General features: G+C 64.5%; 28 protein-coding genes and 1 pseudogene. 11 read left to right on the forward strand and 18 right to left on the reverse strand.

The features are described 5' to 3' along the window. Window positions 1–110: 110 nt before the first annotated feature. The 6 genes from P8192_RS09925 to P8192_RS09950 are packed head-to-tail and all read right to left on the reverse strand — an operon-like array spanning window position 111 to window position 5,128. A complete protein-coding gene (locus tag P8192_RS09925; protein ID WP_278156678.1) occupies window positions 111–995 on the reverse strand; it encodes a LysR family transcriptional regulator in 885 nt (294 codons plus the stop codon). A 39-nt stretch (window positions 996–1,034) separates the two neighbouring features. Beyond that, window positions 1,035–1,997, reverse strand: coding sequence for a glycine betaine ABC transporter substrate-binding protein (locus P8192_RS09930; protein ID WP_278156680.1), 963 nt, complete (start codon window positions 1,995–1,997; stop codon window positions 1,035–1,037). After that, window positions 1,994–2,743 (reverse strand): ABC transporter permease, encoded by a 750-nt coding sequence (locus tag P8192_RS09935; RefSeq protein ID WP_278156682.1) that lies wholly within the window; start codon window positions 2,741–2,743, stop codon window positions 1,994–1,996. The genes P8192_RS09930 and P8192_RS09935 overlap by 4 nt, the downstream gene beginning before the upstream one ends. Beyond that, on the reverse strand, window positions 2,740–3,885 hold the full coding sequence (locus P8192_RS09940) for an ABC transporter ATP-binding protein (protein WP_278156684.1): 1,146 nt from the start codon (window positions 3,883–3,885) through the stop codon (window positions 2,740–2,742). The genes P8192_RS09935 and P8192_RS09940 overlap by 4 nt, the downstream gene beginning before the upstream one ends. Then, complete coding sequence (locus P8192_RS09945) at window positions 3,882–4,523, reverse strand: ABC transporter permease (RefSeq protein WP_278156686.1); 642 nt, start codon at window positions 4,521–4,523, stop codon at window positions 3,882–3,884. Before P8192_RS09945 ends, P8192_RS09940 begins: the two co-directional genes overlap by 4 nt. Continuing rightward, window positions 4,520–5,128, reverse strand: a complete 609-nt coding sequence (locus tag P8192_RS09950; protein ID WP_278159796.1) for an HhH-GPD-type base excision DNA repair protein — start codon at window positions 5,126–5,128, stop codon at window positions 4,520–4,522. The genes P8192_RS09945 and P8192_RS09950 overlap by 4 nt, the downstream gene beginning before the upstream one ends. Before the next feature lie 70 nt (window positions 5,129–5,198). Here P8192_RS09950 and P8192_RS09955 point away from each other — a divergent pair, with 70 nt between their 5' ends. After that, a complete protein-coding gene (locus tag P8192_RS09955) occupies window positions 5,199–5,858 on the forward strand; it encodes a mismatch-specific DNA-glycosylase (protein WP_278156688.1) in 660 nt (219 codons plus the stop codon). On the opposite strand, the gene P8192_RS09960 is transcribed toward P8192_RS09955, so the two are convergent. Both P8192_RS09960 and P8192_RS09965 read right to left on the reverse strand, forming a co-directional pair. Further along, complete coding sequence (locus P8192_RS09960; RefSeq protein WP_278156690.1) at window positions 5,833–7,278, reverse strand: sugar porter family MFS transporter; 1,446 nt, start codon at window positions 7,276–7,278, stop codon at window positions 5,833–5,835. The genes P8192_RS09955 and P8192_RS09960 overlap by 26 nt on opposite strands. 149 nt (window positions 7,279–7,427) lie before the next feature. Further along, window positions 7,428–8,186, reverse strand: a complete 759-nt coding sequence (locus P8192_RS09965; RefSeq protein ID WP_278156692.1) for a sulfite exporter TauE/SafE family protein — start codon at window positions 8,184–8,186, stop codon at window positions 7,428–7,430. Window positions 8,187–8,322: 136 nt separating this feature from the next. On the opposite strand from P8192_RS09965, the gene P8192_RS09970 reads away from it, so the two are divergent. After that, window positions 8,323–9,162, forward strand: a complete 840-nt coding sequence (locus P8192_RS09970; protein ID WP_278156694.1) for a SurA N-terminal domain-containing protein — start codon at window positions 8,323–8,325, stop codon at window positions 9,160–9,162. A 75-nt stretch (window positions 9,163–9,237) separates the two neighbouring features. Beyond that, window positions 9,238–10,281, forward strand: a complete 1,044-nt coding sequence (locus tag P8192_RS09975; RefSeq protein ID WP_278156696.1) for an LLM class flavin-dependent oxidoreductase — start codon at window positions 9,238–9,240, stop codon at window positions 10,279–10,281. A 220-nt stretch (window positions 10,282–10,501) separates the two neighbouring features. Here the strand turns inward: P8192_RS09975 and P8192_RS14550 are convergent. The 5 genes and pseudogenes from P8192_RS14550 to P8192_RS10005 form a co-directional block, all read right to left on the reverse strand. Further along, a pseudogene (locus P8192_RS14550) lies at window positions 10,502–12,015 on the reverse strand (PepSY-associated TM helix domain-containing protein). Window positions 12,016–12,048: 33 nt separating this feature from the next. Continuing rightward, window positions 12,049–13,344 carry a Dyp-type peroxidase gene (locus P8192_RS09990; RefSeq protein WP_278156698.1) on the reverse strand — a complete coding sequence of 432 codons (1,296 nt, stop codon included), beginning with the start codon at window positions 13,342–13,344 and terminating at the stop codon, window positions 12,049–12,051. Beyond that, window positions 13,334–13,987 (reverse strand): copper chaperone PCu(A)C, encoded by a 654-nt coding sequence (locus tag P8192_RS09995; protein WP_278156701.1) that lies wholly within the window; start codon window positions 13,985–13,987, stop codon window positions 13,334–13,336. Before P8192_RS09995 ends, P8192_RS09990 begins: the two co-directional genes overlap by 11 nt. Before the next feature lie 110 nt (window positions 13,988–14,097). Further along, window positions 14,098–14,589 carry a copper resistance CopC family protein gene (locus P8192_RS10000; protein WP_278156703.1) on the reverse strand — a complete coding sequence of 164 codons (492 nt, stop codon included), beginning with the start codon at window positions 14,587–14,589 and terminating at the stop codon, window positions 14,098–14,100. Between the two features lie 959 nt (window positions 14,590–15,548). After that, window positions 15,549–16,007 (reverse strand): GNAT family N-acetyltransferase, encoded by a 459-nt coding sequence (locus tag P8192_RS10005; protein ID WP_278156705.1) that lies wholly within the window; start codon window positions 16,005–16,007, stop codon window positions 15,549–15,551. Between the two features lie 40 nt (window positions 16,008–16,047). On the opposite strand from P8192_RS10005, the gene P8192_RS10010 reads away from it, so the two are divergent. Further along, entirely contained in the window at window positions 16,048–16,623 is a 576-nt protein-coding gene (locus P8192_RS10010) for a 1-acyl-sn-glycerol-3-phosphate acyltransferase (RefSeq protein ID WP_278156707.1), read from the forward strand. A gap of 8 nt (window positions 16,624–16,631) precedes the next feature. Here the strand turns inward: P8192_RS10010 and P8192_RS10015 are convergent, their stop codons facing one another. Continuing rightward, complete coding sequence (locus P8192_RS10015; protein ID WP_278156709.1) at window positions 16,632–17,012, reverse strand: nuclear transport factor 2 family protein; 381 nt, start codon at window positions 17,010–17,012, stop codon at window positions 16,632–16,634. A 20-nt stretch (window positions 17,013–17,032) separates the two neighbouring features. Then, window positions 17,033–18,085: a cell division protein ZapE gene (zapE, locus tag P8192_RS10020; RefSeq protein ID WP_278156711.1), complete on the reverse strand. Its 1,053-nt coding sequence runs from the start codon at window positions 18,083–18,085 to the stop codon at window positions 17,033–17,035. Window positions 18,086–18,157: 72 nt separating this feature from the next. Between zapE and P8192_RS10025 the strand changes: the two genes are divergently transcribed. Then, the gene (locus P8192_RS10025) at window positions 18,158–18,907 is read left to right on the forward strand and encodes a helix-turn-helix transcriptional regulator (protein ID WP_278156713.1); all 750 of its coding nucleotides are present in this window, start codon (window positions 18,158–18,160) and stop codon (window positions 18,905–18,907) included. 111 nt (window positions 18,908–19,018) lie between these two features. Continuing rightward, on the forward strand, window positions 19,019–19,816 hold the full coding sequence (locus P8192_RS10030) for a VOC family protein (RefSeq protein WP_278156715.1): 798 nt from the start codon (window positions 19,019–19,021) through the stop codon (window positions 19,814–19,816). An 8-nt stretch (window positions 19,817–19,824) separates the two neighbouring features. On the opposite strand, the gene P8192_RS10035 is transcribed toward P8192_RS10030, so the two are convergent. Further along, entirely contained in the window at window positions 19,825–21,588 is a 1,764-nt protein-coding gene (locus P8192_RS10035) for a GNAT family N-acetyltransferase (RefSeq protein ID WP_278156717.1), read from the reverse strand. A gap of 45 nt (window positions 21,589–21,633) precedes the next feature. Between P8192_RS10035 and P8192_RS10040 the strand changes: the two genes are divergently transcribed. Next, window positions 21,634–22,419 carry an alpha/beta fold hydrolase gene (locus tag P8192_RS10040; protein ID WP_278156719.1) on the forward strand — a complete coding sequence of 262 codons (786 nt, stop codon included), beginning with the start codon at window positions 21,634–21,636 and terminating at the stop codon, window positions 22,417–22,419. A 50-nt stretch (window positions 22,420–22,469) separates the two neighbouring features. Then, window positions 22,470–22,910 carry an alternative ribosome rescue aminoacyl-tRNA hydrolase ArfB gene (gene arfB / locus P8192_RS10045; protein WP_278156721.1) on the forward strand — a complete coding sequence of 147 codons (441 nt, stop codon included), beginning with the start codon at window positions 22,470–22,472 and terminating at the stop codon, window positions 22,908–22,910. Here arfB and P8192_RS10050 read toward each other — a convergent pair. Next, window positions 22,876–23,502, reverse strand: coding sequence for a hypothetical protein (locus tag P8192_RS10050; RefSeq protein WP_278156723.1), 627 nt, complete (start codon window positions 23,500–23,502; stop codon window positions 22,876–22,878). The two genes, arfB and P8192_RS10050, sit on opposite strands and share 35 nt — an antisense overlap. Before the next feature lie 99 nt (window positions 23,503–23,601). Here P8192_RS10050 and P8192_RS10055 point away from each other — a divergent pair, with 99 nt between their 5' ends. From P8192_RS10055 to P8192_RS10065, 3 genes are read left to right on the forward strand one after another with little or no spacing between them, the layout of a single operon-like run. Next, window positions 23,602–23,967 carry a PadR family transcriptional regulator gene (locus P8192_RS10055; RefSeq protein ID WP_278156725.1) on the forward strand — a complete coding sequence of 122 codons (366 nt, stop codon included), beginning with the start codon at window positions 23,602–23,604 and terminating at the stop codon, window positions 23,965–23,967. Then, complete coding sequence (locus P8192_RS10060; protein ID WP_278156726.1) at window positions 23,964–24,998, forward strand: hypothetical protein; 1,035 nt, start codon at window positions 23,964–23,966, stop codon at window positions 24,996–24,998. The genes P8192_RS10055 and P8192_RS10060 overlap by 4 nt, the downstream gene beginning before the upstream one ends. Next, window positions 24,991–25,509, forward strand: coding sequence for an RES family NAD+ phosphorylase (locus P8192_RS10065; RefSeq protein ID WP_278156728.1), 519 nt, complete (start codon window positions 24,991–24,993; stop codon window positions 25,507–25,509). Before P8192_RS10060 ends, P8192_RS10065 begins: the two co-directional genes overlap by 8 nt. Here the strand turns inward: P8192_RS10065 and P8192_RS10070 are convergent. Next, the gene (locus tag P8192_RS10070) at window positions 25,503–25,862 is read right to left on the reverse strand and encodes a VOC family protein (RefSeq protein WP_278156730.1); all 360 of its coding nucleotides are present in this window, start codon (window positions 25,860–25,862) and stop codon (window positions 25,503–25,505) included. The two genes, P8192_RS10065 and P8192_RS10070, sit on opposite strands and share 7 nt — an antisense overlap. Between the last annotated feature and the right edge of the window lie 48 nt (window positions 25,863–25,910).

Raw genomic sequence — 25,910 nt, forward strand, 5'->3', positions numbered from 1 at the left:
CTTCGCTTCAAGATGAGATTCACGTCTCGGATGAGATATGCCTCACAAGAGCGTAGGGGCCGAAACTATACGAGTACAGAACTAAAAACGTCTTGCATTTAGTACAAAAACTACACAATCGCGTGGTCGACGAGTTCTAGCACCGCGTGAAGTGCTGGAGACGGGGCCCGTGATGACCAGGCGACTCCATGTTCCAGCGTCACCGTGGCATCGTGCAGTGGCCGATACACCGCCCCGGGCGGCATCATCGGGGCAATGGACTCGGTGACCAGGCTGACCCCCACTCCTCCGGCCACCAACAACAGCACCACATAAGGGTCGGAGGCCTCCTGCACGATGGTGGGCCGGAATCCGGCGTCGGCGCACTGACGCATGGTGGTCTGCAGCAGTGCCGATCCGCCGCTGGTGGAGGTGGTGATAAACGGTTCTCCCCGCAGCTGCGCCACCGCCACTGCAGGCTCGGCAGCCAACGGATGATCCTCCGGCAGGACCGCACCCAGGGGCTCGGCCAACAACAGGCGTGTTGACAGATCGGTGGCCTCGATCGGGAGCCCCACGCACGCTGCGTCGAGCATGCCTTGTTCCAACTGGACGATGGCGTCTTGGGTCAGCACGCGACCGACCAGCTCCAGTGTGACGTTGGGGAGTTGGTGGTGCACGGCCCGGACCAGCCCCGGCAGCACCACATGGTTCAGCACCCCGGAGTAACCGAAGCGCACCCGACCCACGACTTCACCAGCGACGGCGTGGGTCGCTTGGCGCCCGGTTTCCAGCTGAGCCAGCACCTCCCGGGCGTAGGGCAGGAACGTCATCCCGGCGGCCGTGAGTTCCACAGAGCGGGTGTTCCGGGTGAACAGCTCGGAGCCCAGGGTCTTCTCCAGCTTGCGGATGATCTGGCTCAACGGGGATTGGGCGATGTGCAGCTTGGCCGCAGCCCGACCGAAATGCAGCTCTTCGGCTACGGCGATAAAAGCCTGCAGCCAGCGGGTGTCCATCAGCGAGTACCTCGATGACGCGGCGCCCCGTTCGTTGGGTTACTCATCGATCAGATAGCCCTCCTGCACCAGGAAGTCCCAGGCGACGTCGCCGGGTTCTTCGCCGTCGACGTCGACGCGGGCGTTGAGCTCGGCCATGGTCTCGTTGTCCAGCCGCTCGGTGAGCGGGATGACCAGATCTTCGACCTGCGGGTACAGCTCGTAGAGTTCCTCCCCGATCACCCCGGAGAGGTTGTACTTCGGGAAGTAGGCCAGGTCGTCCTCGAGCACCACCAGATCCAGTGCTGGGATGCGCCCGTCGGTGGCCGTGGTCTGGCCGAAGGCGCACTCCCCGTTGGCGGTGGCCTGGAACGTGGCGCCCTGATCCATCATCCGTCGCTGATCCGGCGAAGCTGGCGGGATATCGTAGTGCTCCAGCATCGGTTCGAAGCCATCGTTGCGGGAGGCAAATTCAGCCGCGATGCAGTAGGTCAGGTCGGACTCGTCGAGTTCGGCCAGATCCGACATGGCGGTCACACCGAGTTCTTCGGAGCGCTCGCGCGTCATCATCATTGCGTAGGTGTTGTTCACCGCTGAGGGCTGCACCCAGTGCAGGCCAAACTCGGCGTCAGCGTCCTGTACCGCGTCGAACTGTTCTTGGTCGTCCACGATCGGATCCACATTGCCCAGATAGGTGATCCAGGCGGTGCCGGTGTACTCCCATTGGAAGTCCATGATGCCTTGTAGCATGGCCTGCCGGACACTCTGCGAGCCTGGGACGTTGGTGAGGTCTTGGGTGTCTGCACCGGCGGACTGGGCCAGGATCACCATCATCTTGCCCAAAATGGCCTGCTCGGTGAAGTCCTTGGAACCGACGGCGATGCTGGCGCCCTCCAGGTTCACGTCCGCAACGGGCCCGGCGAGTTCACCGGAACGCACATAGCCACCCGCGGTGCCCAGGCCGCAGCCGGTGATCAGTCCGGTGGCGAGTACGGAAACCGTGAGTGCTTTCAGCTTCCTCATGCCAGACCTCCCGGCTTCACGATGACCTCGAGCAACCGTCCTACCCATTCCACGGTTAACGCGAGGGCGGCCACGAGCAGCGCCCCCGAGACCAGAATGGAGAAGCGGAACATCAGAATCCCGGTCTGGATCAACAAGCCGAGCCCGCCGGCATCAATGAACGAGGCGAAGGCTCCGGCCCCGACCAGCAACACCAGGGCGGTGCGCACTCCGGTCATGATCACGGGAATCGCGATGGGCAGTTCCACCCGCAGCAGCACCTGGGTGCCGGACATGCCCATGCCGCGAGCCGCCTCGATCAGGGACGGCTCCACCCCGCGTAGACCGGTGACGGTGTTCGCGAGCACGGGCAGGAAGGCGTAGAGGGTCAGGGCGAGCACAGCCACCCAGAATCCGAAACCCAACAGCAGGGCCAGCAGCACGATCACCCCGACCACGGGGGCGGCCTGGCCGGCGTTGGCGACCCCGAGGACGGGTCCGATCGCGCCGCGGGTGCCGGGGCGGGTGAGCAGGATGCCCACCGGCACGGCGGTACCGACGACAAGCACGGCGCACACCACCACGATCAGCAGGTGCTCCCAGGTCAGGGTGCCGATGTTCTGCCAGGTCAGCAGGCGGGTCTCGATCTCATCCAGGGAGGCGTTGGAGCGCCAGATCGCCCAGCCGATGAGCAGAAGCCCGACGAAGATCGGCAGCCCGATGAGCAGCAGCCGGTCTTCGCGGGTGGCGTTGCGGAGTCGGTTCATTCGTTGACTCCGCTGTGTTCGCTGCCGCGGACATGCTCGGCGACAGCGTCGTAAGTAATGACCCCGATGAACTCGTCGCGCCGGGTCACCATGGCTCCGGCGTGGCTGGATACCAGCATCGAGTCCAGGGCATCGGCCAGGGTGGATCGGTGATCGACCACGGTCTGCAGTGCCTTCTGCGGGTCGGGCACGATCGTGTGACCGCGCAGGCTACGCAGGAACACCCAGTCGCGGGGGCGACGTCGTTCGTCGAGAATGACCACCGAGGCGGCGCCTGCGGCTTCTGCCCGCTGGAGAACCTCGTCGACCGGCTCGCCCACGGTGGCCGTGTGGGGCTGGGTCAGATCCAGATCTCCGACGCGCAGCAGGGAGAGCTGCTTGAGTTTGGATTCGGCTCCGATGAAGTCGGCCACGAAGTCGTTGGCGGGCTGGCTGAGAATCTCTTCTGGCGCAGCAAACTGGGCGATGCTGGCGCCTTCCTGCAGGATCAGGATCCGGTCGCCGAGCTTGATGGCCTCGTCGATGTCGTGGGTGACGCAGACGATGGTCTTGTGGAGCTCCTCCTGGATGGAGATCAGCTCGTCCTGCAGTCGCTGCCGAGTGATAGGGTCGACGGCGCCGAAGGGTTCGTCCATCAGCACCACGGGCGGATCGGCTGCGAGCCCGCGGGCCACTCCCACGCGCTGCTGCTGGCCCCCGGAGAGCTCCCGCGGGTAGCGGTCGCGGTAAATATTCGGTTGCAGACCCACCAGCTCGAGCAGCTCGTCGACGCGGGCGGCGATGCGGCGGCGGTCCCATTTCAACAGCCCGGGCACCAATCCGATGTTGTCGGCCACACTGAGGTGCGGCAGCAGTCCCCCACCCTGGATGACGTAGCCGATGCTGCGACGCAGCTCGTTGGCGTTTTGGGTGGTGATGTCCGCGCCATCGATCAGGATCTGGCCCGAGGTGGGTTCGATGAGCCGGTTGATCATCTTCAGCGAGGTGGTCTTGCCGCAGCCAGATGGGCCCACGAACATCACGGTCTCACCGGCCGGAATGTTCAGGGAAAGTCCTCGCACCGCGGGATCGGCCTGACCGGGATAGCGCTTCACGACGTCGATTAACTCGATACCGACCCCTGTTTGTGCCTGGTCGTTCATGCGCGAATCCCTTTCGACGTCGTGAATCGGGCCAGTAGCACCAGCACAGCGTCCACCACCAGAGCGAGGATGATGATGCCGAAGGTACCGACCAGCGCGTAGTTGAGTGCGTTGGCGCCGCCCACTTGGGACAGCCCGGTGAAGATATAGCCGCCGAGTCCAGGGCCGAGCACATAAGCCGCAATAGCAGCTACGCCCATGGACATCTGCACGGAGACGCGGATGCCGGTGAGAATGACCGGCCAGGCCAGGGGGAGGCGGACCCGCCAGAAGATCGCGCCGGCGCCCATCCCCTGGCCGCGGGCCGCCTCGACCACCAGTGAATCCACGCCCTGCAGTCCGACCACCGCGTTGCGCAGGATCGGCAGGGTCGCGTAGAACACCACGAGGACAACAGCAGGGACTGTGCCGATGCCCACGAGCGGGATGAGCAGGCCGATCAGGGCGAAAGAGGGCAGGGTGAGTCCGATGGCGGAGACGGCGTTGGCCACCGGGCTCAGGGCGCGGTAGCGGGTGACCAGCACGGCCAGCAGCAGGGCGATCACCGTGGCGATCAGGACGGACTGCACTACCAGCGAGGTGTGCTGGTAGGAGCGGTAGAGGATGTCGTCCCAGCGCGAGCCGATGAATTCGATCATGAAGATCCGCCTGGACCGGACTGCGCTGAGGCTTGTTTCTCTTGCTTCGCTGCCGATTTCAGGGCGCGTTTGTTTTCGCGGACTTCGAGCAGGGTTTCGGGCGAAACGATGTCGGCCACCGAGCGCATGGCATTCGGTGCGCCGTAATCACCGGCGGCCTGTTCCCAGCCCTCGCCGGTGAACCCGCACTGCTTGCCCAGCAGAGCCAGGAAAATCTTGGCCTTCTGGTCGCCGAACCCGGGTAGCCGCTTCAGCCGCTTCAGCACCTCGGGTCCCGAGGGATCTCCGTCGGTCCAGAGGGCGCTGGCCTCACCGCCCCAATCGTCGACGATCGCGCGGCACAGCTTCTGCACCCGCTCTGCCATGGAGCCGGGGAACCGGTGCACGGCCGGGGTCTCTTTGAAGGCTGCGAGAAACTCCTCGGTGTTGTAGTCGGCGATCGTATCGGCGTCGACGGAGCCGATGCGGTCCTGCAGCTTCTTTGGGCCCACGAAAGCCGTTTCCATGGCGATCTGCTGGTCGAGCAGCATACCGATGAGCAGCGCCAGCGGATTCTCGCTCAGCAGGCGGTCGGCATCGGTGTCGTCGGTGAGGTGCAGGTCGATCGAAGTCATGCGTTCCATTGTGACAGGTCGGGGACCTACCGTCCGAGGTCGACGTGCGTAGACTTCCCCCATGTTTGTTTCCCGTCGCCCATCACCGTTAGCCGGCGCCAAGCCGCGCCGCGAGGATCTGCAGCGATTCGCCACGAATGACCCCGACGCGATCGACGATGTGTTGCCGTCTGAACCAGAACGGCTGCTGTTGCTGATCGTCGGCATTAACCCCGGGCTCTGGACGGCGGCAGTGAACGCGCCCTTCGCCCGCCCGGGCAACCGGTTCTGGCCTGCTCTGTACCGGGCGGGTATGACCGAGCGCCCGGTGGATGCATCCCGAGGACTGACCGAGCAGGATGCACTGGACTTGGTTGGCCGCGGGATTGGACTGACGAATCTGGTGGGCCGGGCCACCGCGCGCGCCGACGAACTCAGCCGTGACGAACTGGTCGAAGCCGGTCGGCGTCTCATCGTCCGGGTGGTCGAGCTGCGCCCGGAGGTGGTGGCGATCGCCGGAATCACCGCGTTCCGCACCGCATTTGGCCAACGACGGGCAGTGCTGGGACGACAAGACACCGCGCTCATCGACGGCTGGCCCGCACAGACCCGGCTCTGGGTGGTGCCCCAGCCCAGTGGGCTGAACGCGCACGAGAATATCGATTCGCTGGCCGAGAAATGGCGAGCGGTGCTGGCCGATGTGCCCGAGCCGGGAATCAGCCCTCGCGCACGGCGCGCTTGAACGCCTCGTCCGTCATATCCTCGAGCTCTCGACCTTTGGTTTCGGGGACGAACTTCCACACGAACAGGAACGACAATAGGGCCATGACGGCGTACAGACCGTAGGCGAAGGTGAGTCCGATCTCTGCCAGTCCGGGGAACGTGGTGGAGACGGCGAAGTTCGCGGCCCACTGCACGGCAGCAGCGACGGCGAGCGCGGCGGCACGGACTTTGTTGGGGAACATTTCGCCCAGCAGCACCCACACCAGCGGGCCCCAGGTGGCGCCGAAGAAGACGACGAACGCGTTGGCGGAGATCAAGGCGATGGTCGACCACGGCTCGGCCAGCCTGGCTTCGCCGTCGACGAGGGTCGCAAACGAGAAGCACAGCGCCATCATGCCCAGGCTCACCGCCATGCCGATCGAGCCGACCAGCAGCATGGGGCGGCGGCCGACTTTGTCGACGAGCAGGATTGCGACGATGGTGACGAGAATATTCGTCACGGAGGTGATCACCGTGATGGTCAGTGCGTCGGATTCTCCGAAGCCGACGGAGCGCCACAGGGTGGTGGAGTAGTAGAAGATGACGTTGATGCCGACGAACTGTTGGAACACGGAGAGCAAAATGCCCACCCAGACGATGGGGCGTAGCCCCATCAGCGGTCCCTTCAGATCCTTGAAGGAGGCGCGGCGCTCGTGCTCGAGCGAGTTCTGGATCTCGACGATCTTCAGGTTGACCCGGTCCACACCGGTGAAGTCGTGTAGCACCTGCGCTGCTTTGTCGAGATCGCCGCGGGCCACCAGAAAGCGCGGCGACTCGGGAAGGCGCATGGCGAAGAGACCATACGCCACGGCGGGGACCACCTCGGCCAGGAACATCCAGCGCCAGGCCTCCAGGCCGAACCAGAATTCTTGGGCTGCTCCCCCGGCGAGGTTGGCGAACAGGGCGTCAGAGAGCAGCGCAACGAAAATACCGGACACGATGGCCAACTGCTGCAGAGAGCCGAGGCGACCACGCACATGGGCGGGCGAAACTTCCGCAATATACGCCGGAGCGATCACCGAGGCCGCGCCCACGCCGAGCCCGCCGAGCACGCGCCAGGCGATGAGATCGGCGACGCCGAAGGCCAAGCCCGAGCCAACCGAGGACACGAAGAAGAACACCGCGGCTACCAACATCACCGGCACGCGGCCAAAGCGGTTGGCCAGTGGCCCGGCGAACCAGGCGCCCAGGGCACAACCGATCAGCGCCGAGGACACGGCGAAACCAGTCAGGGCGGAGCCCAGCTCGAACTGGGCCGAGAGCGCATCCACCGCGCCGTTGATCACGGCGGTGTCAAAGCCGAAGAGGAACCCGCCCAGGGCTGCCGCCACGCAGATTCCCACCACCCGGGCGTTGAGTCTGGTGGTTCCCGGAGCGTCGTTGGCCGGTTGATCCGTCATCGCTGGTGGTCCCGTCGTCTACTTTTTCGTCGTGTTTTTTTATCCGAAATGTGTGCGCGTTCAGGTGCCCAGGGCACGAAAGCGTACGCGCCATTATGCACCCGTCTGCAGCGTGCACGCGACCCCCGGCGTGTTCGACGCTGCGGTGGTCACGACCCGAGCAGTCCGGCGATACCGGTACCCACGGAGAGCAGGGCACCGATCATGGCAATGACCACCACGATGCGGAAGGCCCACCGGTCGTCCACCACCCGGCGCAGCCGCTGCCCTGCCGAGGCACCAAGTACGATACCGAGCACGCAGCCCAGCCATCCCCACCAAGGGAAATCCGGCGGCGTCGAGCCCAAAATCAGCCAACGCGACAAGCCCGCAGCCACGCAGATGACGATCCACAGCGGTTGCATCGAGGCGGCGAAGGAGAGCATCGGCCAGCGCGAAAGCACCCCGTAGATGGTCATGGATGGTCCGCCGATTCCGGCCAGGACGGTGCCCGCCCCCGCGATCGCCCCGGTGAGCACTTGCGGAGTTTTTCCCGTCACGGTCACCGTGGCACGTTGTAGTGCTAGCGAGGCACTCAGGCCGATCAGCACGATCCCGCCCACCAGCAGGTAGATGATGGCGGAATCGAACCATCGTCCGGCCCAACTGGCGGCGGGAATGATCAGCACAGCCGGCGCTCCGATCCAGACCACCGCGGACCAATCCACGTGACGCCACATCGAGGGCAGCATCACCACGGAGGCCACGATGGCCAGCAGGGTCGTCAGCATCACCCCGGCGTGGGTGCCCAGCAGGATCACGAAGAACGGGGTGACGAGCATGGCGAAGCCCAGGCCGGTGAGGCGCTGGAGCACGGTGGCCACCACCACGAGCAGGACCACGAGCAGGGTCATCATCAGAGAAGTCATGAGCGCTCCCAGTCTAGGGGTTATGGCATTTTCGGCTGAGAATCGCCTGGGCACCGGCTGAATCGTTTACCCAGTCTGGGCTGTTAGGTTCGCCCCTGAACCATGATCCTGACCTGACAAAGGAAGTGTTGCCATCATGTCCAAGAAGCTGTTGCTGAGCATGGCCGCCGTCGCCGCCGCTCTGAGCCTGGCCGCCTGCGGCGCCGAGGGTGGAGAGAACGGTGAGGGGGCTGCCGACGGCGAAGCCACCGCTGCCGAGGGCGCCGAAACGCAGATGCCCGAGCCCGATACCGAGAACATCCCGGATGTGGTGGCCACCGTGAACGGCCAGGACATTTCCGGTGAGGATTTCACTGCAGCTTTCGAAGGACAGTTCAGCCAGATGACAATGCAGGCCCAGATGTCTGGTGATGAAGTCGACCAGAATCAGATCAAGGCCGACACCCTGGAGCTGATGATCGGCAATGAGTTGTTGCTCGCCGACGCCGAGGAGCAGGGCATGACCGCCAGCGACGAGCAGGTGGATGAGTTCCTGGCCGAGCTGGCCACGCAGAACCAGCTGGAATCCACCGACGATCTTCTCGCCCAGTTCGAAGAGCAGGGCGTCACCGAGGAGGAGGTACGCGAGGACGCTGGCAAGCAGGTTCAGCTGGACCAGCTGATTGAGTCCTTGGACGTCGAGTCTCCGAGCGACGACGAACTGCAGGAGCTCTACGACCAGCAGATCGCCCAGCAGGAGGCGATGATGCAGGGCGCTGAGGAAGGCGCAGAAGGCGAGGAGTCAGCCGAGGACAGCGCCAGCTCGGAGGAGCTGCCCACCTTCGAGGAGCTCAAGCCGCAGCTGGAGGAGCAGGCCATCGCCCAGAAGCAGAACGAGGCGGTCAACGCTCACGTGGAGGAACTGCGCGCCGATGCCGACGTCGAGAAGCATCTCGATACCGGTGACGCCGAAGCAGGGACCGGCGCCGAGGAGTAATCGCTCCCCTTCAGCAAACACCCCCATATGACGACGGCGGAGCGCCGGGTCTGGAAGTGTCGTTAAGCTTGCGCTATGACCACTCCCGCATCCAGCCTCCGCCGTCTGGGTTTCCTCACCATCGGACTGTTCGATCCCGACGACCCGCGCGCCGGGCATGAATCCACCCTGGAGATCATCGAGCTCGGCGAGCAGCTGGGATTCGATAGCGCCTGGTTGCGACACCGGCACCTGCAGTTCGGGATTTCCTCACCGGTGGCGGTGATGGCGGCGGCGAGCCAGCGCACGCAACGCATCGAACTGGGCACCGCGGTGACTCCCCTGGGCTGGGAGAATCCGCTGCGACTCGCCGAGGATCTCGCGACGGTCGATCTGCTCTCCGGCGGACGAGTGAACCCCGGTGTCAGCGTGGGCGCCCCGATGCACTATGACACGGTGCGCGAGGAGTTGTACCCACAATCTGCTGATGTGGAGGATTTCAGCAAGGCCCGGGTGGAGCGGTTCGCCCGGTTCGTGGCTGGAGATTCAGTGCGCGAATTTTCCGGCAAGCAGGGCGTGGTCGAGGAGTTCTCGCAGCGGGTTGAACCGCACTCCTCCGGTCTGCGTTCCAGGCTCTGGTATGGGGCCGGCAGTCTGGACTCCGCCGTCCGGGCCGGAGAGAACGGTTTCAATCTGCTCAGTAGCAACGTCGTGTTCCCCGAGGCCGATGAGGTCCCCGATTTTGCCGCGGTACAGGCACGCCAGATTCGCGCGTTCCGTCAGGCAGTGGCAGAGTCGGCCGCATCGGTGAATCTGGGCCGGGTATCGCAGGGCCTCGTCGTCATCCCTACCGATTCGGCGTCTCCGGAGCAGAAGCGTCGCTACGAGGACTACGTGGCGGAACGGTTGCCGCGTACCCGCGAGCCGCAGGGGCCGCGCGGGATGCTCTTCGCCCCGGATCTGGTGGGCACCTCCGAACAGATCGCCGAGCAACTGGCCGTCCACGCCGGCTTCCAGGAAGTCGATGAAGTCGCTTTCGCCCTGCCATTCAGTTTCAGCCACGAGGACTACGTGCAGATTCTCACCGACATCGCCACCCGGCTGGGCCCAGCACTGGGCTGGTCACCGCGGTCGGAGTAGCCAAGAGCCGGGTGTCCGGCTCGCTGGTCAAGTCTTCTCAGTCGAAGCCGGTGGTGGTGCCGGTCTCCCCGTCGCGGCGCAAAATGGCGAATCATCGCAGAAAGGGGTCTACGGTCATCTTCATGATGTTCGCGTTGGACCGCACTCTGGTGCGACGCCGCCGAGTCCGCTGACTGGAGTCAAGCGCCGCCGCACCACAGTAAGGTTTCGGGCAATCCAGTCAGTCTCGGTTCGCCGAGACAGGAACTAGAGTGTTTCGGCGTCTTCTCATGCCCAGCAATACATCAATGATGATGAAAACCAACAGGCTCACGCCGAGTACCGGAAGGAACCAGCCAATCACGGCCAGCCCCACGACGACGAGTGCCTTACCCCAACAAGGGGAACGACGGAACGCTCCTCGACTGGGGAGGTGCCCCAGTTTTCGGCCTGGTTCATGACGTGGTCGGCGCTGCCACCACATCACGTATCCCAAGATGACCAGCAGACCGATACTAACTGCCAAGGCAAACAGCAGGATCTGGTTGGCTAGTCCGAAAAGTGTCCCCCTGTGCATCCAGACGCCCCACTGAGCCAACTTCGCCATGAAGGGGTAATCGTCCCATGCCAGCACATCAGTGACTTCCTGAGTCTCGGGATCAACAGCGATTGACTGGATCACGGGTGCCGGAAACCGCATGCTGATGTCACGCATACTCCATGCTTCACCTTCTGATGATGGAGCAATCATTTCCACGTACGCAGAAGTGAACCCAGCTTCCCGTCCAGATTGAAGCAGATCGTCGAGATTGGAGGCATCTACAGGAGGCCCCTCGTCAGAATGCTGTCCACCGCCCCCGTGATGGGCGTGTTCATCATGGATAGCCGCTCCAGCGGCGTCGCTATCGAGCTGAGTGTCGACCGAAGGCGTCTGCCAGCTGAGGCTGGTCCGCAACTCCGCGACATTGGCTCCTCCGTAAGTGGACCAGGTGATGCCGGTCGCGGCCAGAAACAGGCCGCCTACTGTGATCCAGATCCCGGTGGCTGCATGCCAGGAACGGGTTCGCCTCATTCCAGAGACAGTGTTGTCCGGAAGCAACAGACCTTTGCGTTTCTTCCGAGCGTTGCGCCACCGTGAAGCCCAGAGACCGGCTCCCGCAAGGATCACGACGGCCACCAGGAAGCGGCCAGTTCGCTGTAGATTCGTCCCCAGTCGCCCAGGAACAGGTGTCGGTGCATCTGGGCGATCTCGGTCCGCAACGGTAGCGATCCACTCGTGCCGTAGACTCCCTCATCCCCACGGACTTCGCCGGTGACCGGGTCGATGAAGATTCCTCGTTGTGGATCGTGAGAACCGGATGGGGACTCGTCGTACTCGTAGATCACTCGCGTTGTGTCCCCCGGTGTGGCCGCTGGACGTACGGCGCTCAGCTGGACGTCTTCCCCAACTTACTCCTGGGCCGCGGCAACTTGCTGTGACAACGGAAGGTAGTCGGTGGATTCGCTGGATGCTGTGAGCTCTTCGGAATAGACGATGCGTTCGAGTTGTGGTGAGAATGCGTAGAGCGCCCCGGTGAGTGCCGCGACTAGGATGAAAGGTCCGACGAATACCCCGGCATAGAAATGGATTCTGCGCAGCATGGGTACAAACCACGCTGGGTCTCTTTCCGAGTGATTACCTGGGGGTGAGGATGAGGGTGACGGTGAGGCTGTCTGTTTTTGGGCAGGTTCGACTGCCCTGATGTCGTTGGTCATCAGAGTTTCTTTCTGATTGATAAGTAGTCGTGTTTAGAGAGAATCGCCGATGTACCCGCCAGGGGCACACCCTGGCGGGATGGCAAAGACTGCGCTTCCAATAGGGGTGGTCCACTCATTGAGTCGGTCCCCTTCAGCAAGGCGCTGCTGTATGGGTAGGAATTGTCGAGTCACGTCAGCCTGATAGCTCAGAAAAACCAGTCCGGTGTCGCTGATACGACCGTCACCTTGTGGGGGACGGTCATAGTTGTATCCACGACGCAGGATCTGTTCTTCAGGAGCCTGAGAGTGAGCGCGGCGGATATGCGCAAAGTCCTCGATCACAGGGAACCCTAACGGCGTCTTTGCGTCGAAGTCGGGCTCGTCATGTTCCGCGGTACCGGTCAACGGCGCTCCAACACGCAGATCTCGTCCGATGGAAGCCTCCTTGCCGCTGCGGGCCAGTTCGTCCCATCCGTCGAGGTCCATGCTGATCAGCCGTACTACCAGCGAGGTGCCGCCTTCGATCCAAGGGCGCAAAGAAGGTGAAGAACCTGCGGGGGGATGACCCCACACAGCGAACTCTTTGCCGTCTTCGTCCTTGCTAGGTTGCACCGTCTCGTCCACTTGGCCGAATAGGTTCCGCATGGTCGATCCTTCAGACTGAGTGCCGCGTGCGTTCCGGAACCCGTCTTGCATCCATCGAGGCGAGGCATAAGCTCGGGCGTCTTTGAGCAGCATCCTCCGCGCATGGGCCAATGCAATCGGATCGTCCCCGCAAAGCTGAAGCATCAAATCTCCGCCGCAGAGCTGAGGATCCAGGTCATCAATCTCGAACTCGGGTAGATCCTTGAGCCAGTCGGGGACTTTGTCCGGGTTGAGCAGTTTCACGAGGTGTCTGCCAAAGCCGAAGGTCACCGTCAATCTGGCGGGCCTCGCGGCTAGCTCCGGCTCGGTGTCCGCCAACGCGGGCAGGCCCTGAGTCAGACGCGCGGCGTCATCAGTCAGCAGACGCAGTAGTCGCCGTGCATCTTCACCCTCGATGCCCTTGTTCAAGTCCATCGCTATCAGGACAGCGTGGGCCTGTGCCGGGGTTTCGATGCCCGCCTGTCGATGCCCATAGAAGTCGATTTTTTGACTCCCGTGCAGCAGATCCTCCGGGTCAGGTTGCGGGGCGGTGCCTCGGCCCAACCCGAAGGCGGCACCCGCGGTGACAGCAAGCCCCGTCCCTCCTGCCCCCAATAAGAGCCCTCGACGGGATACCCCGCGCCGAAGATCAGTCTTATCTCGTCCCTTACCTTTCTGACTTGTTGGCCCGATACCAGGATTGGGTTCCGGATCAGTGACCAACGGTGCTCTCCTCAGCGGTCTCAGCGTGGTCGTGTTCGCTATGCCCGTGATGGCCCTCGTCGTCACCGTCGCCTTCGGTGCTCTCGTCGTTGTCATGTTCGGCGTGCTCCCCATGGCCTTCGTGGTCGTAGGGCTCGTCCTGCCCGCCGTCGTCCTTCACGATGGCTTCGATGCTCTCGGTCGTGCCGTCGGTGAACTCTAATGTCACTTCCACCACATCACCGGGAACTAACGCTTCGTGGAGACCGATGAACATCAGATGATCCTCGCCAGGCTCCATGTCCAGGGCGCCTTCTGCAGGAATGGGAAACCCACCTTCAATCTCCTGCATTACCTCACGCCCGTCCTCGTCCACAACGATCTCGTGCAGTTCCACACTCTCTGAGGCCGGGGATTCGGCAGCAACGATCTCCAATTCTTCCCCAGTAAGATTCTCGATCGTGCCGAACAGGCTGGTCATTCCAGAGTCAGCAGCTCGCACCCACAGGTCGTCATCTTCACTGTGGATACGCGCGTCCACAGGAGCAGTGTTCTCTGCATCGATCACAGGATCGTTGGGTTCCTCGGCATCCGAGCAAGCGCTCAGGGCGAGCAGGGTGGCCGCAGTCAGGGCAGTGATGGTCCATACATTATTGTTTTTCATCAGAATCAGATAATCCTTCCGGGCGCTATGGCCCTCCGGTCGCGCCACAGCGAATCAAGGCGCACCGGTATTTACGAAAGCAGTAAAGGTAGTTGAGCGGGGGAGGATGGTCAGTCGCCGGAGGGCGAGACCTGACGACGCATCACCAGCAGGATCAGCCCAACGCAAACCGCAGTTGCTACGCCGATGCCCAGCACCCAGCCAAACGTCGACGAGGAAGCGTCCTCTGTGGTGTCGGTGGACCTGTCCTCCATGTGCTCTGAGGTGTCTGAGACGATCTCATCCGTCACGTCCGGGTCGGCGACCTCGAACCTGTAGGAATCCTCCTCGGTGTGGCCGTCTGAGTAGACGACTCGGTAGGCCACGTCGAATTCCCCGTTGGGCAAAGGTTCCGGCAGCTCCGTGGACATGGTGCTGCCCTCGACCACGGTCTCGCCTTCCCAGTTCTCTCCGTTGGCATCATGAAGAACGATGGTGTTGGGGATCGTCTCCCCCGCGATCAGACCCGTACCTGAAAACTCAAGAGTTATGGTATCCGGGGACTGTTCGAGGACCTCGTCGGCTTCCGGGGAGGCAGACAGCAACGTGTCGTGTGCGGCCACGGGAGCTGCCCACAACGTCGCGCATGCGGCAACTGCGGTGACGCTGGGGACAACGGAACGAAGTCGGTGCCTTCTACGTCTTGGGGGTTTCGAGTGAGTTGGCGCCATAGCGACGTCAGCCTTTCGAGTGCGAGCAAACCTCACCACTAGCAAGAGTGCCGTGGTGTTGGACAAGTCTGGTCTCAGCTCACAACAGGGGGACCGCGAAGAGTCCAGGGGGCCGGGCCTGGCCACAGATCAGAAAACTCATGTGCAGCCCAGGTGTCGGCCCAGGTCATCGACTTTGGCCCGATCGGGACCAACGGACGGAGTACAAGTATCAGCGCTGGTCGCAGAGCCAGCAGGCTCACTAAGGCCTCCAGCAAGACCTCACCACGACGCAGTAAGACATAGGTCAGCACAGCTGCGCTGAGGTGAGCCACACTCATGGCCGCATCCGGAACCACCATGTGGGAAGAAACGGAGCCAGCCGCTGGGTCGGCCACCACCAGGTGATCAACATGATGATGGTGGCCAGCTTGCGAGGGTTGTCCCGCCGACAGCCCCGAAGACGAATAATCGTACGGGAACAACGCGAAGAGGACGTGCAGCACCCCTTGGCTGAATAACACTGCAGCAGCAAGACGCCAGCGGCTCAATCTCACCCGGACCAAGGCGATGCATGCCGGCACACTGAGACACATAGCTAGCACCAGAATTACCCAGTGTGGACCATGATGGCCAGCTGCGAAGTGGGCCACCACGGCGGAGCCCACCGCGATTCCCGCGACCGACAGCCCACGAAGAAGTCGTGCGCCACCACTCTTAATGGATGAAGGTGCAACACGACGTGAATACTTCACCGTAGTGGCACCTCCTCAAATATCCATCACTGATGGATATTCTACACAGCATCGAACTCGACTAATCCACGCATAAGCACTGGACCAACTTGATCGGTCAGTTCAAGCGCACCGGGTTCAAGACACCCTACGTACCGGCCAGGATTCCCGATAGTGGGCTTCCTTGAGCCAGCCGCAGCGCAGAAACAGGGTGCGCATGCCAATATTGTCTTCCCTGGTCTGCCCTTCAAAGCGGGTGACGTTCGGCAGAGTCTCGAAGAGGTGCCGGGTGATGGCACGCAGGCTGGCCTCGCCCAAACCGTGTCCGCGATGCTCGGTGGCCAGGCGCAGGTCGAACACGGGCGAGGGATCTTCGAGGTCCTCCAGCCGGACGATGCCGATGCGACCGTGATCCTGGTGATGCAGCCAGTACGAGTCCTTCTCATCGTCCGGATAGTCGCCGTCGTCAATGTCCTGCTCGACCTGGGCACGAGTCAGGCGTGGACGCATGTGGAAGGGAAACTCGTGGCCGGTGAGGAACTCGATGAGCGCCTCCCGGTCGGCTCCGGTGGGATCGAGTCGGCGCAGAGTCAACATGCGTCCATAGTGTCACGGCGGATGCGCTAGCGTTGGCCTCATGATTCGACGCGCCCTTGCCCGCACCTTCTGGGCCTGCAGCCGCTGGACGCTGCGCACCGAACCCGCCCCCGAGAAGCCCACCGTGTTATTGGGCGCCCCGCACACCTCCAACTGGGACTTCGTGCTGATGCTCGCGATCGCCTGGCGGCTAGATATTGACGTGCGCTGGCTGGGCAAGAAAAGCCTGTTCCAGGGCTGGCGCAGACCGATCATGCGCGGGTTGGGCGGGATTCCCGTGGATCGCAACGACGCCTCGCGGGTGGTCGAGGAAGTGGTCGCCCAGATTCGCGCCGGTGAGGTGTTCGGACTGGTGGTCACCCCCGATGGCACCCGCAAGGGGCACACCCACTGGAAGTCCGGCTTCTACCGGGTGGCCCGCGAGACCGGCATGCCGGTGACCCTGGGCTACGTGGATCGCACCACCATGACCACCGGGCTCGGCCCGAGCTTCGAACTCACCGGAGACGTCTCCGCCGATATGGACCGGATTCGGGATTTCTACCAGGACAAAGCCGGACACACACCCGAGCACCGGGTGGAGCCGCGGCTGCGAGACGAATCCGGGACGCGCTGAGCGCCACCTCAGCTGGTCGGGCCGGTGAGTTCGATCAGATAGCTACGGATTTCGGCGACCTTCGCGGTTTTCGTGGTCCCTGCGAAGCGCAGCACGTGGCTGAACGCGATGCGGCGCTCACCGTCGTCGAGCACCCCATCACAGGAGGCCAACCGTCCGTGGGTGATCACCGAGATGATGTCGAGGCGTTGCGGGTCCGCTGGTGGGCGTTGCCGGGCGGCCTCGGTGCGCCCGGTGACGGTCTCGCCGCCGATCACGGTCCACTGCGCGTCCTCGGTGAGCCAGGCTTCCAGCACTTCGGCGTCGCCGGCGGCCCAGTGCTGTGCGATGTCGGCGACAATCAGCAGACGCGGGGCATTGCCGCAGTCGCTCGGTGTGGTGACCTTCATGGGGCCAGTATGCGCACGGGTCAGACGCGGGCGCCAGCGCTGGTACCCCCCAGCAGGGCCAGCCGGCTCTGGGCCCGGAAGAGATCAGTGGGCGGGTCGTCGATATCGATCAAAGCGTCCCGCGACACGGACGAGCACACGATCAGGGCGCGGTCGCGGTCCACCAGTACATCGATGAGCGTCACCCAGCGCTGCCGGGCCGCGCGGCTGAATCCGGAGAGTGCCGGCACCCCGGTGATCACCCAGGTGTCGTAGCGATCGGCCAGATCCAGAAAGTCGCGGGTGGTGGTGGGTGCTTCCAGCAGCTCGGCGAAATCGAAGCAGATCTCGGTCACCCGGGCGCCGCGGGCCCGCAGCGCCAGGTGGCCTTCCAACACGACGGCGGCTTCGTCCGGGGCCGGCGCTTCGAAGCCGAGTTCGGCCAGCACGGCGTCGTGGTCAGCACCCGGTGCGGCGGCCACCCAGGTGCCCGAGGCGAAGCCGTGATCGGCCCCGGAATTCTGTTGGCGGTAGTCCACTCCGCCGTCGAGCGTGCGCACCAGCAGATGCTCGCGGAGCGTTTGGATGCCCGGCACGATGACGTGGTGGTAGATCGGATTCGGCAGCAGCGCCTCCGGCTCGTAATTTGAGGTGATCAGCATCGGGATGCGACGCCGAACGCCTTCGGCGAGCAGGGTGTTGAGCAGGGCCGCGCTGCCGGGGTCATGCACATGGAGCTCGTCAAATAACAACAGCCCGGCACCGTCCAGCAGCGTCTTCACCGTCTCGTTGATGGCGATACGTGTACTGACCTCAGCACCCATTTGGCGTTGCAGCTGCCGGAAGAACTCGTGAAAATGCACCCGGCGCTTGGCGTGGTCTGGCATCGGCGCTTCGTCCACCAGCGTCGTCATCAGCCAGGTCTTGCCGCGTCCGGCCGGGCCGTGCACGTAGAAACCGACCGGCCCAGACTTTTTCGGCTTCGACCCCAAAAACGCGCGCACCGACTCGGCCAGGTCACGCTGCTGCGGATCCAGGACCCGGGTGCCAAGTTCGGGGTGTGAACGATCGACGAGGGAGGGAGTAGGGTGCACGATTCCTCATCCTAGCCAGCACCGCGGCCGAAGCACTGTGCGATCTTGGTCACACCGGATAGTCTCGAAGGCGTGACGACGGCGCGCACCGCTCAGCACAGCGTGGATCTCAGCCCGCTGGTCTCCTTGGCCCGGGAGCAGCACTCCACGCTCACCGTGACGGACTTGGCCGACCACCTCGGTTACAGCCCGTTCCACTTCGCGCGCCTGTTCCGCCAGCGCACCGGCATCACCCCGGGACAGTTCCTCACCGCGCTGCGCCTCGATGCGGCCAAGCGCCTACTCCTCCACGACGACGACGCCGTGATTGACGTGGCCGCAGCGGTCGGCTTCGATTCACTATCCAGCTTCAGCCGCCGCTTCCGCAGCGTGGTCGGTGTGGCTCCCGGACAGTTGCGCCGCCTGGCCCACACCATTGCCGACCGGCCGCCGCGCCCCTTCGCCCTGTGCCGACCGACCGCACAGTCTGTGCACCTCGATCTGGAGCTCCCGGAGGATTTCAGCCCGCGCGGAGACGCCTACCTGTGGATCGGGTGGTATCCGCAGCCGGCACCGCTCGGATTGCCCGCCGCCGGAGTCTTGGTCCAGAGCGTGCGCCACCTGAGGCTGCCGTTGTGCCCGGGCGCCCCGTTCCTGCTCGGCTTCGCCGTCGCCGCCGGCGCAGATCCTCTCGACCAGCTGACGCCCGAAGCCCCGATGGTGGCCGCGCATCCGGCGCCACTCACCACGAGCACCGTGGTGCGACTGGTCTTCAGCCGCGAGCCGGCGGACCCGCTGGGTCTGCCACTGCTCAGCGCCCTACCCAGCCTGTGTCGACGGTGACACCCCGTGAGAGACAGATTCCGCAAGATCGGACAAACATCACCCCCAACACTGCCTCTACGCTGAAAACACACGGGCTCACCCGGCCCCGAACGCTGAAGGAGCATCATCATGGAACGCACCACCGGCACCACCACCTGGGTCGATCTCGGCACCCTCGACTTCGCCGCCGCCCAGCGGTTCTACACCGAATTGTTCGGCTGGAGTTTCGAGGACATGGGCGAGGACTTCGGCCACTACCACCTCATCCGCAACCAGGGCGGCCTCGTGGGCGGCATCATGGACATCTCCGGAATGACCTGTCCCGACGGCGAACCGCTGGCGTCCGAATGGGGAGTCTTCCTCGCGGTGGATGACGCCGAGGCCCGCGCCGCCACCGCCGAGGCTCACGGCGCCCAGCTGGTCATGCCGATCCAGGACATCGGGGCCTCGGGACGCACCGCGACCCTGCTCGATCCGACCGGCGCGCTGATCAGCATCTGGCAGCCCGGAGAGCTTCAAGGCTACGACTTCACTATGGCCACCGGATCCCCCGTCTGGTTCGAGCTGATGACCCACCACTTCGACCAAGCCAGCAACTTCTACACGCAGGTCTTCGACGCCAACCTGGTGAGCATGTCCGAGTCCATGGACGACAACGATTTCCGCTACGTCACCAACGGCCCCGAAAACGAAGCTTCCTGGGGTTTGGGCGATGCCACCGGGGTGATGCCCGAGGAGGCCGCCGGCTGGCGCATCTATCTGGCGGTGGACTCTTGCGACGCGGCCGCCCAGCAGGTCCAGGAGCTCGGCGGCCGCCTGCTAGATGGCCCCGTCGACTCCCCGTTCGGCCGCATCGCCACGGTGTCCGATCCCACGGGCGCCACCTTCCAGATCTGTGCGATGTCCGAGGCGGTCCCAGAGGGCTGACCGAGCGATCACAGCACCCGCTTGAACCCGAGGTGGCTGTCCTCGTAGCCGAGTCGACGATAGAAGACATGCGCCCGCGAGCGCACCCGATCGGTGGCCACCTGGGCCAGCACGGCGCCGCGGGTCTTTCCATAGCGGTGGGCCCATTCGATCAGTGCGGTGCCCAGCCCCTGCGAGCGCTCGTCGCGGGCCACGCGCAGCCCCTCGATCTGCAACCGGGTGGATCCGTTGCGCGTCAGCCCCGGGATGATGGTCAGCTGCATGGCGGCGACGACGCGGGCGTGCTCGTCCCGGACCACCGTGAGGTGATGCGCCACATCCCGGGACAGCGCGTCAAAGACCTGCTCGTAGCGTTCCAGGTCTTCGCTCTCGCGCGCCGCTCCCAGTTCATCGTCGGCCAGCAGCGCCACGACGTCGGCAACCTCGCTGCGGCGGGCCCGCCGCACCCGATAGCGGCGGGACCCGACCCGCAGCAGACCGCTGACCGATGCGTCGGCACGGGCACGCACGGTGCGCACCAGGGCGTCCAGCCAGCCGCCCACATGGAGGCGAGCCTCGTCCGTGTCCGGATACCGACAGCGCAGGTGCAGCCCGGAGCCATCGAGGATGAACCACAGCATCACCCCGTCGGAGCGGATGGAGGCGCCCACATACTGGGCGTCCAACCCCTCCGAATCGACGCGGACGGGCAGCCGGCGCAGGTCGAGCCAGGACACCGCGAACATGCCCGGGGCTTCGGGCATCCCGCCCCAGGGCTCCATCACCTCGGCCAGCGGCCAAGACCCCAGCTGAACGGCTTCCCGGACGGCCGCCGCGCACGCACGCGGGTCGGGATCGGCAGATTCCAGCACCGAGTTGGCGATGAACCATCCCACCGAGTCATGCCATGTGGAGTCGTAACGGCTGTGCACCGGAAACACAGCCCGCAGCGGCTGGCCCACCAGCTCGCGCGTCACCTCGGTCATGGCCGAGACGATCTCCGACAGCGTGGAGACCCCGTCTTCATGTGCTTGCTGGGCCAAGGCGGCGCTGTCGTCGACACCCAGGACATCGCGCACCTCGACCCGCTGGGCCTGCGGCACCGGATCGCCGAGGGGCAGCGGAAAACGCGGCATGCTGCCTCCGCTCGCCTCGATGGTCTCGGCCCAGCGGCGGTGCACCTGGTGTGGCGCCTTGGGGCGCTCCGCCAGCGAACGCGTGTGTTCGACGAACGCCGGCACGCCGACGGATGCCAGCTCCGCCGCCTCCTGCCCCGGGTCCAGGGCGCGCAGCAGATCGCGCAGGATCACCAGCATCGACCACATGTCCACGTGAGCGTGGTCCGAGCCGATGATCACCGTGGGCCGCAGTGCCGTCTCCAGCAAGCAGAGCCGATGCGACGGCGTCGAGAATGGCGTGCAGTGGCGGTCGAGTACGTCTCGAACCGTGTCATTGACCTCCTGGCCGGTGCCCACCGGATGCTCCGTCCACTGTCCCGGCTCCACGTCGAGCTCGTGGAGATGCAGCCCGTCGTCGTCCTGAACAAAGGCGGTGCGCAGCGTGCCGTGCCGGGCGATGACCGCCAACCACGCCTCAGCCAGTCGCTCGCGGTCGACCGGCTCGGGCAGGGTGAAGCAGATGGCCATCCAGGAACCGGGTCGATCCCCCGCGGAGACGTGACGATGCTGGTCGAAGGAGATCGGCAGCCGCACGTCGGTCCGGCGGACCCGGACGTCGTAGCCCAGCAGCCGTCCGAAGGGCAACCGCAGATGAGCGACGTTCGAGAGCCTCATACCGGCTTAGAATAACAGCAGCGACATCGACGATCGGGGGCGACCATGCAGATGTTCTCGGTACCCGGAGCCCGCCTGGCCAGCGAGTACAGCGACGAGGGCGGCCCGGCCGTGGTTCAGCTCCATGGGCTCACCTCCAGCCGGACGCGCGACCGGGTTCTCGACCTCGACCTCGGCCGGGGCCTCAGCGGGACCCGGTTGCTGCGCTTCGATGCGCGCGGTCACGGAGAGTCCCACGGCCGTCCCGTGGCAGAGGACTATCAATGGACCCGGCTCGCCCAGGATCTGCTCGAGCTGCTCGAGCACCGCTTCCCCGGTGAGCCGGTCCACGGCGTGGGCCCCTCCATGGGATGTGCGACCCTGCTGCACGCAGCGGTGCTGGAACCGGATCGCTTCAGCGGATTCACCCTCGTGGTGCCGCCGACCGCGTGGGAGACCCGCAAGAGCAAAGCACACGACTACCACCGGGCCGCCGACCTGGTGGAGCGCCACGGCGTAGAAGCCCTGATCCGCGCCGAGCGCATGGCGCCGTCGCCTCCGGCCACCCAAGGGTCCCCGGAGACGGCTCCCGACGTCAAAGAGTCGCTGCTGCCCTCGGTGCTGCGCGGCGCCGCGCTGAGCGATCTGCCCTCGCACGAGCGGCTGGCCGCACTGGAGATACCGACGACGATCCTGGCCTGGGCCGACGACCCGGCGCACCCGGTCTCCACCGCCCATGAGCTGGCGCGGCTGTTGGACTGCCGGGATCTGCGCATCGCCGCCACGCGTGACGAGGTGGCGCAGTGGCCGAGCGTGCTGTTCCAGGACGCCCATCAGCCGCGCCGACGCTGACGCGCCGCTCACGCGGTGAACCAGACGAGAGACCACGACAGGAGGCGAGTGTGGACCATCTCAGGATCGTGCCGGGACCCGGCGCGCCGGGAGGCCTCACCATCCAGGCCTCGGAGCTGACCGAGCAGTTCTCCCGCTCCTCGGGTCCGGGCGGGCAGCACGTCAACACCACCGATTCCCGGGTGCAGCTCAGTCTCGATCTCGCCACCACCACCGCCCTGTCCGAGTCCCAGCGCGAGCGGGCGCTGCGCGCGCTGGCTCCGCGACTGTCAGGCACCGTACTCACGGTCAGCGTCGAGGATCACCGATCTCAGCAGCGCAACCGCGTCACCGCACGCGAGCGTCTCGCGGAGCTGCTGCGGGAAGCGCTGATCCCGCCGGTTCCGCGCCGTGCGACGAAGCCGACACACGGCTCCCAGCGCCGACGTCTTGAACATAAAAAGCAGCGCTCCGAGATCAAACGGCAGCGCCGCCGGCCGCGCGACCAGTAAGACGAGCACAGGGCTGCCATGACTGTTCGGCCCAGTCCGGCAGCTCCTGCTCGGCCAACTGCTGCCCCAGCTGTTCTTGAACCTCCACCGGAATTTCCATGCCGGTGGTCTCTTCGAGCTCGACGTACACTTCCGAGCCGACGAACTCGCCCAATTCCTCGGCCTCCGGGGTGGAATTCCCAACCAGCCCAGCACCGGGTACACGTTGTTCACCAGCGCGGTGAAAGGCACGAAGCTCAGGCAGAACGCCAGCACGGTGACGACGACGAAGATCGGCCGGTAGACGCTCGGCCGTACCACCGTCTCGATCTGCAGCAGCAGACCCACACTCATCAACATCAGGATCACGCCGAACAGTGCGCCGCCGATGAAGCCGCACCAACCGGCCAACTGCGGGCTTCAGTTGGATCCGCCGATCAGCATGGCCATCGTAATACCACTGAACATGGCCGAACCGATGCAGAACTGGGCGACGGTGAGCGGAATGACCACCAGAGCGATCGCCGCGCCCACGAGTCCCCCCGAAATACGCCAGTGCGATCACGATGATTCTTTTAAGCATCTCTCGTGGTTCTCTCCTCTGGGTGCTCATGGCGCGTCTCTTCTCCGCAATCATTGCATGGCTGTGATCACATTCAGGCACCTCGCGCAGCCTTGCCAAGTCCACTAGATACACTTCATACTTAGGTACATGACAGATGATCAGCTGCAGTGGCCCAACTCGTGGATTCGAGCCGTCATGGGCACCGCGGTACTGGCCGCACTGGCGAATCAAGACCTGCACGGCTATGCCATCGGGGAGCACTTGAAGGCCCGCGGCCTGGGTCGGCCCAAGGGCGGATCGCTGTATCCCCTGCTGTCCGCACTGGAAGAGGACGGTGCGGTGGAGACAGAATGGACGCACAGCGAACGCGGCCCGGGACGTCGCATCTATCGCCTCACCGAGCCTGGTCGCTCCCGGCTCGCCCAGGAAGTGTCGTCATGGGAGAAGTTGGTCGTCACTCTGCGACCTGAAACACCGTCCGCATCGTCCCCGTCGAAGGAGGAATCACGATGAGCAGCACGGCACAGACCATTCCCGCAGCCATCCAGCGCATCGAAGAAGCCCGGAACCAGCCCACCGACGGTACCTGGGCCTGGCACGCGGTGGGGTCGATGGTGATGGGGAACGTCGTCGAGCAACGCATTGTCGAGGCGCTCAACAAGACGGCCGATCAGCTGGCGGCGAGTCAAGAGTCACCGGAAGCTCTGTTTGGCTCTCCGCGGGCTTGGGATCGCGACCAACGTGCACGCTGGCGCGAGGAAGGATTGGACATCACGGCGGCTTCCCGGACGACCGCACGCGACCTGGTGGTAGAAACCTTAGTGATCTCCAGCTTCTTCGCCGGCCTTTTCTTCCTTTACATGGTGATATCCGCTTCCTGGGGCGATCGTTTCACCCTGTCGCTGGCGCTGGCCCCGCTGTTATTGGCAGCGGCCTGCCGCGCGACGGAAGCGATCTTCACCACGCAGCGACGGACCCGTTCACAACGTTGGGGCGCGCTGGCCGCTGTGGCGACGCTCGGGGTCAGCACCGCTGCGATTCTCGGGGTGTTCGGCCTGACCAACACCGTCGATGTGGGCGTCAACGTGCTGCTGGGGTTGCTCGGCGTCGCCGTCATCAGCGTCGTTGCGGCCTGGGCCACCGCGAAAATCTGGCCGGAACCGCGGCAACGCTCCGCGCGTCCGGCACCATCGAACGAGAAAGAATGGCTCGAGGCCCTCGGGGCGGCCCTGCGGGCTCGAGGCGACATCACCGATGCGCGCGTCCGGGAAATTGTGGCCGAGGCGCAATCACACGCGCACGAATCTGACCTGCGACTGCGCGAAGAATTCGGGGAGCCCGCCGGTTACGCCGATCGTTTCGCTCCCGCCCCGCAGGTACGACGTCGCCGCACGGCCTGGATGTACACCGCCGTGGCTGTGCTGATCGGCATCTACAACGTCATCGCGTTGATCGACGGCGCTGCCACCTGGTGGGGTGCCGCCTGGTTCGCGTTGGCGTGCCTCTTCGCGATCCTCGAATGGCGCAAGGTAACCCGTGGCTGAGAACGGCTCCCCCTTCATCGACGTCGCCGGCACCTTCTACAAGGCCGTCGACGTCCAATACGCCCACGCAGTGTTGGATGGATCACACGCCGCAGGACGGTATTCGTCTCCGGATGAGCCCACCCTGTATCTAAGTGCGTCGATCGAGGGCGTTGAGACCGCGATGATCAAGCACGCGGCCCGCGCCCCCAAACAATCCGCGTTACTAACGTTCACTGTGGAGGCCCAGCGTATTGTCGACCTGCGCGATGCCTCAGCCATGGCGCGCCTCGGCGTCGATCCGCAGGAGGCCTTCGGAGACTGGCAGGCCGCCGTGGCCTCGGGCCAGATCCCGACGTCGTGGCGAGTGCGGCGTCGCCTAGAGGCCAGAGGAGCGCAGGGGCTAATCGACCCGTCCCGCAGACGCCCGGGTTTGTGGCATCTCACCCTGTTCGCGTGGAACCGAAAGGGCGCCCCCTCCGTGAAAGTCCACCCCGGAGAAAAGAGCGCAGGCGAAGAGCTGAGTCACTGATCGGCGAACACACCGAGCCGGTTGCCGCTCGGATCGCTGAATTCGAACCGTCGCCCACCCGGGAAGTCATCCGGGCCCGCCAGGATCTCTCCTCCGGCGGCGCGCACGGCCTCGATGGTGGCGTCCAGATCACGGGAGTACAAGAGCACCAGTGGCCCGGAAACACTGGGCGGTGCACTCGGATTCAGTCCACCGATCTCGCCGTCGCCGTCCGCCGCGACAATCCCGGCGTAGGCCGGGCCGTAGTCGTTGAACGTCCACCCGAACGCTGAGGCGTAGAAGTCACGCGCGAGGGCAAGATCGGTCACGCCCAGTTCGATGTAGCTGATCGCGTGATGCGTGGGCAGTACCATGGTGGGACCTCCAGTCGGTGACGTGTACTGTCACCAGCCTACGAAGGA

Origin of the sequence: Citricoccus muralis (assembly GCF_029637705.1) — a bacterium.
Classification (GTDB): Bacteria; Actinomycetota; Actinomycetes; order Actinomycetales; family Micrococcaceae; genus CmP2.